The sequence below is a fragment of the Undibacterium sp. Rencai35W genome (assembly GCF_049340185.1).
In the GTDB taxonomy this organism is placed as follows: Bacteria; Pseudomonadota; Gammaproteobacteria; order Burkholderiales; family Burkholderiaceae_D; genus Undibacterium.
In genome coordinates, this window is the sequence record NZ_JBMPPC010000002.1 from 499,930 (window position 1) to 511,868 (window position 11,939).

The 11,939-nt window shown below is 52.5% G+C and carries 10 protein-coding genes; 1 reads left to right on the plus strand and 9 read right to left on the minus strand.

The window, feature by feature from the left end; all coding sequences use genetic code 11:
* Positions 1 to 16: 16 nt before the first annotated feature.
* From ACO0K3_RS06235 to ACO0K3_RS06275, 9 genes are all read right to left on the minus strand, one after another.
* Complete coding sequence (locus ACO0K3_RS06235) at positions 17 to 655, minus strand: hypothetical protein (protein WP_422982905.1); 639 nt, start codon at positions 653 to 655, stop codon at positions 17 to 19.
* Positions 652 to 1,947, minus strand: a complete 1,296-nt coding sequence (locus tag ACO0K3_RS06240) for a D-amino acid dehydrogenase (protein ID WP_422982907.1) — start codon at positions 1,945 to 1,947, stop codon at positions 652 to 654. Before ACO0K3_RS06240 ends, ACO0K3_RS06235 begins: the two co-directional genes overlap by 4 nt.
* Before the next feature lie 47 nt (positions 1,948 to 1,994).
* Positions 1,995 to 3,128: an alanine racemase gene (gene alr, locus ACO0K3_RS06245; RefSeq protein ID WP_422982909.1), complete on the minus strand. Its 1,134-nt coding sequence runs from the start codon at positions 3,126 to 3,128 to the stop codon at positions 1,995 to 1,997.
* Positions 3,129 to 3,701: 573 nt separating this feature from the next.
* A complete protein-coding gene (locus ACO0K3_RS06250) occupies positions 3,702 to 4,109 on the minus strand; it encodes an NUDIX domain-containing protein (RefSeq protein ID WP_422982911.1) in 408 nt (135 codons plus the stop codon).
* 249 nt (positions 4,110 to 4,358) lie between these two features.
* A complete protein-coding gene (locus tag ACO0K3_RS06255; protein WP_422982913.1) occupies positions 4,359 to 5,222 on the minus strand; it encodes an ATP-binding protein in 864 nt (287 codons plus the stop codon).
* Positions 5,223 to 5,257: 35 nt separating this feature from the next.
* Positions 5,258 to 6,496 carry a bifunctional glutamate N-acetyltransferase/amino-acid acetyltransferase ArgJ gene (gene argJ, locus ACO0K3_RS06260; protein ID WP_422982915.1) on the minus strand — a complete coding sequence of 413 codons (1,239 nt, stop codon included), beginning with the start codon at positions 6,494 to 6,496 and terminating at the stop codon, positions 5,258 to 5,260.
* A gap of 109 nt (positions 6,497 to 6,605) precedes the next feature.
* Positions 6,606 to 7,736, minus strand: coding sequence for an acyl-CoA dehydrogenase family protein (locus tag ACO0K3_RS06265; RefSeq protein ID WP_422982917.1), 1,131 nt, complete (start codon positions 7,734 to 7,736; stop codon positions 6,606 to 6,608).
* 23 nt (positions 7,737 to 7,759) lie between these two features.
* On the minus strand, positions 7,760 to 8,956 hold the full coding sequence (locus ACO0K3_RS06270) for an acyl-CoA dehydrogenase family protein (RefSeq protein ID WP_422982919.1): 1,197 nt from the start codon (positions 8,954 to 8,956) through the stop codon (positions 7,760 to 7,762).
* Between the two features lie 157 nt (positions 8,957 to 9,113).
* Positions 9,114 to 10,790: a 3-hydroxyacyl-CoA dehydrogenase gene (locus ACO0K3_RS06275; RefSeq protein ID WP_422982921.1), complete on the minus strand. Its 1,677-nt coding sequence runs from the start codon at positions 10,788 to 10,790 to the stop codon at positions 9,114 to 9,116.
* 312 nt (positions 10,791 to 11,102) lie between these two features.
* Here ACO0K3_RS06275 and ACO0K3_RS06280 point away from each other — a divergent pair, with 312 nt between their 5' ends.
* Positions 11,103 to 11,930, plus strand: a complete 828-nt coding sequence (locus tag ACO0K3_RS06280; RefSeq protein WP_422982923.1) for an IclR family transcriptional regulator — start codon at positions 11,103 to 11,105, stop codon at positions 11,928 to 11,930.
* Positions 11,931 to 11,939 lie beyond the last annotated feature (9 nt).

Below are 11,939 nucleotides of genomic sequence, written 5' to 3' on the forward strand. Positions count from 1 at the left end.
TTATCGTCTCAGATGATCAGTGAGGTTCGGGGATGTAACCGCGTGGTCGTGCATTATGGCTGCGAAAACTTGTGGTTGACGCTAACCCGCGCAGACGACCGAGATCAAATTGTTCTAATTGTTGAAACACTGCACGATTGACGGTCATTTTGACCTGCATCATCAGCAGATCAACGCTTTGTTGATTAGAGCTACGTGGCCTGGATGGACGCTCACGTTCTTTAACCGCGTCATTCGCCGCATCGGAAGACTCTACACCATTTTCTGCATCAATCTCTGCCTGTGCAGCTTTGGCATTCAATTCTTCGCGTGACTTCTCTTCTGCTCTAGCAACCGCTTTTTCTTCCGCCAGACAGAAGCAGCGATAAATATCGGCAAGTGTGATGATGCCGTTACAAGAGCGGCAATGCCATGCATCTTTTTCTTTTACATCACGTGCGACCAGACCATCTTTACTCAGCGTAGACAGGATAGAGCGCACCAGCCGCGGCGTCTTTCCAGTTGCCTGCACCAGTGAAGCGACCGTTGCCGTACGTGGCATGACCATCACGATTTGCGCCAGCAATTCGATTGCTGTGTAGAAGCGCATGTTCAGTGTCGGGTCAGAAAATATCTCGGTCGTCGAGACCAGTTGTTCACGTTCGATCAAATTCATGCTTGCAACTCCTTGGCTACAATAATCGGACGATTCGCACTGCCATAACGATCCATGAACAAGCCTTCGGTAGAAATCGCAGGACGTTTATTCGATACGACATCAGCAATAAAACGGCCGGAGCCGCACGCCATGGTCCAGCCCAATGTTCCGTGACCGGTATTCAGGAAGAGATTGCGGAACGGTGTAGGTCCGACGATCGGCGTGCCGTCTGGCGTCATAGGGCGCAGGCCAGTCCAAAATTCCGCTTTCGCGATATCGCCACCACCCGGGAACAGATCCGTGACCGAATGCACCAGCGTCGCCCGTCTCTCCTCGCGTAAGCTCAGGTCGTAACCGGTAATTTCTGCGGTACCACCGACACGGATGCGATCACCCAGACGCGTAATGGCGATTTTGTAGGTTTCATCCATTACAGTTGACTCCGGCGCTTTTTGCGCATCGATAATCGGTACCGTGATCGAGTAGCCTTTAATCGGATACACAGGAATTTTCATCCCTAGTTCCCGCAGCATGACTGAGGAATAACTCCCCAAGGCCAGCACATACGCATCGGCCTGCACGGTACCCGTCGAGGTTTTCACGCCGGTAATGCGATCACCTTCATGAAGAACTTTTTCGACGCTCACACCGTACTTAAACTGAACGCCCAGCTCTTCAGCCAGTTTGGACAGATTTTGGGTAAATTTAAAACAATCTCCGGTTTCATCACCTGGCAGGCGTAAAGCACCGACAAACTTATTCTGCACATTTTTTAGTGCCGGTTCGACTTTCAGACAGGCTGCTTTGTCCAGCACTTCGTAAGGTACGCCATAACGATCCAGAATATCCGTATCGAATTTGGATCCTTCGAGTTGTGCCTCGTTACGGAATAACTGCAACGTTCCCTGAGTGCGCTCGTCGTAATGAATCCCGGTATCGGCACGCAACTGCTGCAAAGTATCACGGCTATATTCCGCCATGCGCAACATACGGCCTTTGTTGATCTCGTAACGCTTAGTCGTGCAGTTCAACAGCATCTGTGTGACCCAGCGCCACATATGCGGATCGAGGCTAGGACGAATAGCCAGCGGGCTATGCTTCATCATCAGCCATTTAACAGCTTTCATTGGAACGCCCGGTCCGGCCCATGGCGCAGAATATCCTGGAGATACTTCGCCCGCATTCGCGTAACTGGTCTCCAATGCAGCAGCGGGTTGACGCTCGATTACCGTCACCTCGTGTCCTGCTTTAGCCAGGTAATACGCAGATGCGGTACCGATAACGCCGGCGCCCAGTATGACTACTTTCATTGTGCTTCTCCCTTATTCCTTACATCACTGGAATGACTTATTGGATGCTACTCAGATTCAGATTCTAGGTAATGGCGATGATAACGCTGACCCAGACTGGTCAGGATTTCATAGCCGATGGTATGAGCGAGTCTGGCGACGGTATCGACCGTATTTGTCGCTGATAACAGATCGACCGGCGCACCCGGATAAAGCTGCGCCGCATCGACATTGCTCACGTCGAGCGTAATAGTGTCCATGGATACATTGCCGACCATCGGTGCCGCCTGACCCGCGATATACGCGACGCCGCGATTGCTCAGGCTACGCAACCAGCCATCTGCGTAGCCCACCGCTACCGTCGCAATAGTGCGCGCAGCCAGTGCCCGGTAAGTCATGCTGTAACCAACGCCAGCCCCCGCAGCGATCGTGCGGACCTGGATAATTTTTGCTTGCAGAGAGGCGACTGCCTGCATAGGATTCGGCTGACCGGCAACCGGTGCCACGCCATACAAAGCCGCACCGGGGCGTGCCATATCGAAATGAAATTCGGGGCCTAAAAATATTCCGGAAGAATTCGCCAGCGTCGCACCACAGGCGGGCAATTGCGCCCGCAATGCCCTGAAGGTCTGCAACTGCTGCTGATTCATCGGATCTTGCTGATCCTCCGCACAGGCGAGGTGGCTCATCAAATGCGTCACCTGAATTCCCTGCGTAATCGCCGGATCAGCCAGCCACGCCTGAACTTCTTGCGGCGACATTCCCATCCGTGACATGCCCGTATCGAGCTGCACAATGGCGGGTAAGGTCTTTTGTTGGGCTGTCGCGAGTGCGCGCCATGCCGCAATCTGTTCCAGACTATTTAAAACAGGGGTGCAATTAAATTCAAGGAATTCGGCTTCGTAGCCAACAGGGGAGCCGTGCATAACATAGATCGCACTCTCCGCCAATAAATGGGGACGCAGTGCAATCGCCTCATCAAGATGCGCGACAAAAAAATCACGGCAAGCTTCTTGCTGCAAAGCCTGAGCAACCTTAATTGCACCCAGACCATAGGCATCGGCTTTGACCGCCGCACCGCAGCGTGCCTTGCCTAATTTATTTTGTAAAAACCGATAGTTATGACGTAAAGCTGGAAGATTGATCGTCAGAATAGCGCCCGCACGTCCTGCTGCCTCTGAGTTTCCCGTCATATGCTGCATTTACACATCTCCGTAGTGACCATCGCTATTTCATTTCCAGATAAGGATGAATAACGCGCTATTCGCTCGTGCTGTCTGTGGTACGCACACACCAAGGTGCGCCCTTTTCTCTTATTCGCTGGAAACGACATTAGGGTTCGTATTAGCAATCGCCATGCCACAAAATTTTATTGAAATAATTCAACGACTTAGAAAATATTCATCGGAAATGCCGATAACCGTGTGTATGGTTTTCAATACACTCGAATGAATTTTGATGAAAATCTAGAGTTTTGCTTCTAGCGTGTCCCACAAACTGGACGCTGTATTGATAACGATACAGTGTATTGATTTTAGTACATACGAACTAATGACACTAGCTGAAAAGACAAAAAAGCCTCAAGTGACGCATGATTTCAGCATTATATGACAGCGGCAATACGTGAAATTACGCACTGTAGCGGAATGCATACAATGCTAAACACCACATTCCAGGAGGAAAAATGATTGGCCAGTGCGGAGAAAAACCAGCGCTCAGTGTCAGCTATCTGCAAGCAAACCGACTTACATCGAAATATCGAGATACCTGCCGGATTACACAGCAGCTTCAGCGCGCCTGACGTCCAGCCACTCCAGCAGCGGAATGGTCGCTGGCAATAATGGGGACACAGCCACACTTCCCTGCCAGGCGAAAGCCTGACCTTCCAGACTTTGCGGCTGGCCGGTCCACTCATGACTAATATAAAAATGCAATCGCACATGCGCATGCGGATACACATGCTCGACGCCGCACCAGGGTTCGGCCGTATCGATCTGCACGCCAAGTTCCTCAACAAATTCCCGTTTCAAGGCGTCCAGAATACTTTCGCCCGCCTCGACTTTACCGCCCGGGAACTCCCAGTAACCTTCGTAAGGCTTGCCCGTCGGGCGTTGCCCTAATAAGACATCGCCATTCGGCTTCATCAAAATACCGACGGCAACATCAATGGGTGCTGGTTTCATAGAATAAGAGAGTAAGGTGGTAATGCTGTTCAGTTAAACCGTGCCGCTTGTTTCGTCATTCCGGCGATAGCCAGGGTCTAGTGGCATATTGCCAAAAAACGCTGTATCCCTGTCTGCGCAGGGACGACGACTTTAAGTTTAGCGCGCAACTGAACGACATTAGAGTAAGAGGGAGTATTTTTAAATAACTAGATAAAACCTAGGGATAAAGGCATATAAAAGCATATACACATACCCAGTATCATACAATTACACAAGCTTACCCGCATAGTCACGAGCGAACTGCCATGCTACACGCCCAGAACGGGAGCCGCGCTGCAAGGCCCAGCGCAGCGCATCACCACGCGCAGCTGCTACTTGCTCCGCATCACATCCCATGCTGCCTAGCCAGTACGCGACGATATCCAGATAGTCGTCTTGCTTAAACGGATAAAACGAGACCCACAGGCCGAAGCGTTCGGACAGCGAGATTTTTTCTTCTACCGTTTCGCCGGGATGCAGGTCGCCGTCCTCGGCATGCGTATAGCTTGAGTTGTCCGACATTTTTTCGGGGAGCAAATGACGCCGGTTTGAAGTCGCATAGATCAGTACATTATCGGATTGCGCCGCGATGCTGCCATCCAGTGCGACTTTCAGCGCTTTATAGCCGCCCTCACCTTCCTCAAACGATAAGTCGTCGCAAAAAATAATAAAGCGCTCAGGACGTTCAGCGACCAGATCAACGATATCCGGCAAATCCGCCAAATCCGATTTATCGACTTCAATCAACCGCAAACCCTGACCGGCAAATTGATTCAGGCAGGCTTTAATCAAAGACGATTTACCGGTGCCGCGCGCACCTGTCAGCAGCACATTATTGGCAGGCTTGCCACGTACGAATTGCAAAGTATTTTGCTCAATCTGTTGCTTCTGAATCGCAATATTATGCAAATCACCAAGTCCAATAGACGATGCATGACGCACCACTTGCAAATAAGCGACATTACCGCGCTTACGCCAGCGAAACGCCGTACCCAGCGCAAAATCTGGTGGCGGTGCTGAGGCGGGCAATAACTTTTCCAGTCGGCTTAATACCTGTTCAGCACGGATTAAAAACTGATCAAGTTGCGTCATGCTGTTTCCATGCACGGAGTCATATTAAAGAAGTATTAAGAACGGTAATCCGCATTGATCGATACGTAATCATGCGACAGATCACAGGTCCATACCGTCGCCTCGGCATCACCGCGAGCGAGTTTGACGCGGATCGTGATTTCGCTTTGCTTCATCACACGCTGACCGTCTTCCTCTCTGTAATCTGGATTACGTCCGCCGTTTTTGGCGACCCAGACATCGTCAAGGTACAAATTCAATTTACTCACATCCAGATCACCAACACCGGCATAACCGATCGCCGCCAGAATACGTCCCAAATTCGGATCAGAGGCAAAGAACGCGGTTTTAACTAAAGGAGAATGCGCAATCGAATATGCAATCTTGCGACACTCGTCAATGTCACGACCTTCCTCGACCGTAATCGTCATGAACTTGGTTGCTCCCTCGCCGTCACGGATAATCATGTGCGCAAGTTTTTGCGACAAATCGATCACGGCTTTTGCCAGCAACTGATATTCCGGCGTATCGATTTCATTGACTTCGACATCGGACGCCCCCGTCGCGATCAGCATAAACGAATCGTTGGTCGATGTATCGCCATCAATCGTGATGCAATTAAAAGATTTGTCCGCCGCCTGCTTGACCAGGTGATCGAGTACCGGTTGGGCGACTTTCGCGTCCAGTGCCAGATAGCCGAGCATGGTCGCCATATTCGGCTTGATCATGCCTGCACCTTTACTGATACCCGTCAGCGTCACGGTCTGTCCATTGATGACGACGGTCGCTGACGCAGCTTTTGGCTGAGTATCAGTGGTCATGATCGCCTCGGCTGCCGCATACCAGTTGTCGGCTTTTAAATTCACAATCGCCTGCGGCAAACCTGCAACCAGACGATCCACCGGCAAGGGCTCGAGAATCACGCCGGTCGAGAAGGGCAAAATCTGCGACGCTTCGCACTGCAACAATTCAGCCAATGCAGCGCATGTTGCGTTCGCCGCGGCCAGGCCGGCGTCTCCCGTCCCCGCATTCGCATTACCTGTATTGATCACCAGCGCACGAATCGGTCCAGCCGACATGTGTAACCCCTCTAGATGCGCCTTACTCACCTGCACTGGCGCGGCACAAAAACGATTGGTCGTGAATACACCGGCAACGGTCGCCGTCGGCGCCAGCGTCATGACCAGCACATCTTTACGGTTCGGTTTTTTAATACCCGCTTCAGCATATCCAAGCTGGATACCGGCAACAGGAAGTAAGTCGGCGGCGACGGGAAGAGGGGAATTAACGGCCATGATCTGTCCTAGCGATGAAGTCAATCCAATATTGTAGGGTATTTTTTGACGGACTAAGCGACTAAAACTCACGCTGGACGCGAATCCAATTGAGACTCATCAGAGGCAATTACGACACCAGGCGTTGCGCCACCACCTCCAGGTGATAATCCGTACTACCGAACTGCAACTCTATCGCCATTAATCGTTTGAAGTAATGGCTGACGTCGAGCTCATCTGTCACGCCCATGCCGCCGTGGAGTTGGACTGCTTGCTGGCCGACAAAGCGACAGGCCTGGCCTATCACTGCTTTTGCGGATGACAGGGCAATGCGGCGGCTGATTGTGTCGCGATCTTCGGATCTGACGGCGGCGAGGTAACTCATAGACCGGGCTTGTTCTATGTAGAGCACCATGTCGGCCATCTTGTGCTGGAGTGCCTGGAATTTGCCGATGACGACGCCGAACTGCTGACGATTTTTTGCATAAGCGATGGTGGCGGCCAGCAGTTTATCGAGTACGCCTACGGCTTCTGCACAGACGGCGGCGATGCCGAGGTCGAGCGTTTGCTTGAGTGCGGCTTCGGCATCGGATTGGGCATCGAGCAGGCAGTTTGCGGGGATGATCACCTGATCGAGATAGATTTCGGCGGCGGCAATACCGTCGACCGTGGTGTAAGGCAAGATGCGCAATCCCGGCGTTGATTTTGCGATGGCGAATACCGATAAACCTTGATCCGGCATACGCGCTGTGACGAGTAACAGATCAGCCGAGGCACCATGCGGCACCACGCTCTTGTGTCCGTTCAAGACATAGCCTCCGGTCTCAGTCGCTGGCTTGGCACTAGTGCTGATGTGCAGACGGTCGAACCGGGTAGTAGTTTCGTCATGGGCAAGTACTGCGACCGCTGCGCCGCTGATCAGATCAGGCAGGTAGCGGGCGCGTTGTTCAGGATTACCAGACAAGCTGATCATCTTTGTCGCGAGCACGGCGCTGGCGAGGTAAGGTTCGATCACCAGACCCTCACCCATCACTCCCATGACGAGCATGGCATCGATCGCTGATCCGCCCAGACCACCGTCTTCTTCGGTGGCGAGCAACGCCAGCAAACCAAGGTCGGCAAATCCCTGCCAGACCTTGCTACTGTAACCGCTGGGCGTTTTTTTGGCCTGCTGACGTTGGTCAAAACGTGCTTCGTTGCTGATGAAGCGGCGCGTGGCATCTTGCAACATCGTCTGCTCTTCGCTGAAGGTGAAATCCATGGTGTGCTCCGTATTTTTTATTTTTATAAACCGAGAATCATTTGCGCGATGATGTTCTTTTGAATCTCATTCGATCCGCCGTAGATAGAGAGCTTGCGCATGTTCAGGTAATTGGCGGCGAGTGAGGTGGCGTACTCGGGACCAGCATGCTCTCCCTGATAGCCCGCCGCCATCGCATCACGCCGCAAAGGCAAGGCATACAGACCAACCGCTTGGGTCATAAGCTCGGTAATCGCCTGCTGGATTTCAGTCCCTTTGATTTTTAAAATTGAGGCTTCAGGCCCAGGTGTTTTGCGCTGCTCTTCGGCTGACAATACGCGCAGGTTGGTGATCTCCAGCGCGGTCAGATCAACCTGAATCTGGGCAATGCGTAATGAAAATTGCGGATCCTGAATAAGTGGTTTGCCGTTTTTAATTTCTTGACTGGCGATCCGTTTCAGGCGCGCAAGCTCACGTTTGGCAATGCCGATGCCCGCGATATTGGTGCGCTCATGGCCGAGTAAAAACTTGGCATAGGTCCAGCCCGCGTTTTCTTCGCCGACCAGGTTCTCTGTCGGTACGCGCACCTGATCGAACCAGACTTCATTCACTTCATGCGCGCCGTCCATGGTGATAATAGGACGTACGCTAATGCCGGGCATTTTCATATCGATCAGCAGAAAGGAAATTCCGCGTTGCGGTTTGACTTCCTGATCGGTACGCACGAGGCAAAAAATCCAGTCAGCATACTGGGCTTGCGTGGTCCAGGTCTTTTGCCCATTGACGATATAGTAGTCACCATCCCGCTGCGCTGTCGTTTTGACAGAGGCGAGATCGGAACCAGAACCGGGTTCGGAATATCCCTGACACCACCATTCTTCGCCGGATAAAATATTGGGCAAAAAGCGTTGCTGTTGTGCGGGCGAGCCAAAAGCCATGATGACCGGAGCCACCATCTTGACACCGAAAGGAATAATTCTTGGCGCACCGGCAGCGGCGACTTCTTCTTCAAAAATATATTTCTGTACCGCTGACCAGCCGGTGCCGCCGAACTCGGTTGCCCAGGATGATCCACCCCATCCTTGCGCATGCAAAGCCTGCTGCCAGCGCACATAATCATCCCTGTCCAGGATCAATCCGTTGACAACTTTGTGCTGAATATCCGCTGGCAGAGCACGGGCGATAAAGGCTCTCACTTCTTGCCGGAAGATCTGATCCTGCTCACTAAAATTGAGATTCATACTGGGTTCCCACGATGACGACGTACATGTTAAACGCTGAGACAATATACCTATACTCCACCCCTGTATTTTTAAAAGCACAATAGAAATAAGCGCAATCAAGCCTATTTTTATATAAATTAGGGGGAGTATTGGTAAATCGACCTTATTTTTCTAGCTAATGTAACGATAAACGGAGCTGCGCACGGCGCTTCAGCCAGGGACTCGGACGATACCGCGGATCGCCAGTATGCAGAAGTAAGCACTCCAGAATTTGCAGCACCGTGGCGGCACCCAGCTGGTCGCCCCAGGCCAGCGGGCCATGTGGATAGCCAAGGCCAAGTTTGACGGCGCGGTCGATATCTTCAGGTAAGGCAATATGCTGCTGGGCGATATCGCAGGCAATGTTAATGATATGGGCGACGACTCGCTGTGCGACCAGGCCATAGCTGTCGCAGATCACACTGACCGCAGCACCATCGGCACTGAAAAAACTGTCTGCCATAGCGCGATACATATCGCTGGTCGCGGGCGTCGTCATCAACATGCGACGGGTTGTGAGACTAAACAACACATCCATCGCCAGCGTGCGTTGCGGATCTAGGCCTTCGTTGATGCAGCAGGTACTGGCGTCATCACCAATGGGCGTGACGATGCATAAACTATCCACACCGGGGTGCTCCCCCTGATCAAATTCAACACCGATGCTGCTTGCCAGAGTCGCGATCAATTCCCTTAAACCCTCACTACGTCCGGACTGAGCGCGACTGAGCCAGATCGCACGGGGTAAGTGAGCCGAAGGTGTGACGCCTGTCTGCGGCGACGCAGCGGTTTGACTGAGCTTTTTACCTGCATTGTCGTAGCGATAAAACCCTTGTCCTGTTTTTTTACCCAGCACACCCGCCGTCAGCATCTGGCGTGTCAGGCCTTGCGGGCGAAAACGCGGCTCTTCATAGTATTGCTGATAAATCGATTCCATCACCGGGTGCGAGACATCCAATCCTGTCAGATCCATCAGTTCGCAAGGACCTAGCTTGAATCCTGCGCACTCACGCAAAATATGATCGAGATGCGCGATGTCCGTCGTATTCTCTGCCAGGATGCGCAAACCCTCGGTACCGTAACCACGCCCGGCATGATTGACGATGAAGCCTGGTGTATCTTTGGCGCGCACCGTTGCATGACCCCAATGCGTACCCAATGCAATCAGGAAATCCACAACCTCTGCGCCAGTCAACAAGCCGCCGATGGCTTCGACAATTTTCATCAGCGGCACAGGATTGAAGAAGTGAAATCCGGCGACACGCTGCGGTACTTGCAAGCCGGCCGCGATGGCAGTCACGGATAAAGACGAGGTATTCGTCGCCAGTATGGTTGTTGATCCAACGATGGATTCCAGCTGCTGGAACAAGGATTTTTTTGCAGCGAGATCTTCGACTATCGCCTCAATGACGATATGCACATCAGCCAGATCCCTGATATCACTGGCAATCGACAGGCGCGCAGCCGCGGCATCGGCAAGACTCTGCGTGAGACGCCCCTTCTCCACTAATTTTGCGAAGGTCGACAGCAGCTCATGACGTGCGGCCTGTGCGGCACCGGCACGGCTATCCATCAGACGCACCTGCGTCCCCGCCAGAGCGGCGATCTGGGCAATCCCGCGTCCCATCACGCCACAACCGATCACACCCAATATCAGGTCCGGTGAGTCATAGGCGGGCCGCGGTGAGGCGGCTCCTTGTAATTTATGTTCGTTCATTGCGTCGTCCTGTGACTTGGTTTGCCGGGAGTTCGGGCGATTCCCTGCTTTGCGGTACATCGCGTTGCCCATCAGATTACACATCAGGCTGAACATCAGACTTAGTATCAGATTACGCGTTGAATCAGAGGTCTGCCTGCATCGCCATACCGCGGATCAACTTAGCCGCACGCTTATTGGTTCATCGCGGCTTGCACAGTATTTCGATGCCATTCACGATTGCATGATTGTGAGCATTTTTCATCTACGTTTTCTACTTACCTCGTCATTAGGCAGCCTCGCGGCGTCGCACTTTTTTATCATGCCGACTTTGCGTTTCACCCGATTACTGATAAGCTAGTTCTGCAATGCAGAATTATGTTCTGCAATATTTATTAACTTTATTTCGTCTATCGCACCAAGTCAAGAATGATCAAAAAAATCACCCACATTGCCACGGCATCAGAGCAATCGGTTCAAGCTGGCGGCAACGCCAAAGAGGACCGGCATTTCGTCACCGCACTGGCACGAGGTCTAGAGCTGCTGGCATGTTTTCGCTCAGGTGATAAGGCTTTAGGCAATCAGGAATTGGCGGAGCGCTGCCAGTTGCCCAAATCGACGGTATCGCGTCTGACCTACACGCTGACCAAAACAGGTCATCTCGATTATGTCGATTCGCTGGGTAAATATCGCCTGGGCTCTGCAACTCTGGCGCTCGGCAGTGCGATGCTGGCAAGATTGGATGTGCGTCAGCTAGCGCGTCCGCTGATGCAGGAGCTAGCAGATTTTTCTCAGGGCATGGTCTCGCTTGGCATGCGCGACCGGCTCAGTATGATTTATGTGGAGAATTGTCGTAGCCAGACCGCGCTGACACTGAGCCTTGATGTTGGCTCTCGAATCCCGCTGGCAAACACAGCGATGGGGCGGGCGATTCTGGCAGAGATGCGCGCTGATGAGCGCAGCCAGCTGCTCACCCAGATACAGCAGGCGGATGAGGCGCACTGGCAGACGGTGGCCAAAGAGATCCAGCTCTCCATCAGCGAATATCAGGAACTGGGTTGTTGCACTTCATTCGGTAGCTGGCAAAAAGATGTGAATGCGATCGCGGTCGCCTTCTATCCGGGTAACGGCATGCCGCCGGTCTCGATTAATTGCGGCGGTCCGGCCTTCACTTTGTCATCGTCTTTTTTGCTGGCAGAAGTACGCCCGCGCTTGCTCGATCTGGTGAGACGGCTAAAGCTATCACTAGGAACCTGAACTGCCCCA

What these genes read in the sequence shown, in the direction of transcription:
- argJ (WP_422982915.1), bottom strand. Translation starts at nt 6,496, where the DNA reads ATGGCCGTTAATTCCCCTCTTCCCGTCGCCGCCGACTTACTTCCTGTT.
- ACO0K3_RS06280 (WP_422982923.1), top strand. Translation starts at nt 11,103, where the DNA reads ATGATCAAAAAAATCACCCACATTGCCACGGCATCAGAGCAATCGGTT.
- ACO0K3_RS06270 (WP_422982919.1), bottom strand. Translation starts at nt 8,956, where the DNA reads ATGAATCTCAATTTTAGTGAGCAGGATCAGATCTTCCGGCAAGAAGTG.
- ACO0K3_RS06275 (WP_422982921.1), bottom strand. Translation starts at nt 10,790, where the DNA reads ATGTTCAGCCTGATGTGTAATCTGATGGGCAACGCGATGTACCGCAAA.
- ACO0K3_RS06265 (WP_422982917.1), bottom strand. Translation starts at nt 7,736, where the DNA reads ATGGATTTCACCTTCAGCGAAGAGCAGACGATGTTGCAAGATGCCACG.
- ACO0K3_RS06255 (WP_422982913.1), bottom strand. Translation starts at nt 5,222, where the DNA reads ATGACGCAACTTGATCAGTTTTTAATCCGTGCTGAACAGGTATTAAGC.
- alr (WP_422982909.1), bottom strand. Translation starts at nt 3,128, where the DNA reads ATGCAGCATATGACGGGAAACTCAGAGGCAGCAGGACGTGCGGGCGCT.
- ACO0K3_RS06240 (WP_422982907.1), bottom strand. Translation starts at nt 1,947, where the DNA reads ATGAAAGTAGTCATACTGGGCGCCGGCGTTATCGGTACCGCATCTGCG.
- ACO0K3_RS06250 (WP_422982911.1), bottom strand. Translation starts at nt 4,109, where the DNA reads ATGAAACCAGCACCCATTGATGTTGCCGTCGGTATTTTGATGAAGCCG.
- ACO0K3_RS06235 (WP_422982905.1), bottom strand. Translation starts at nt 655, where the DNA reads ATGAATTTGATCGAACGTGAACAACTGGTCTCGACGACCGAGATATTT.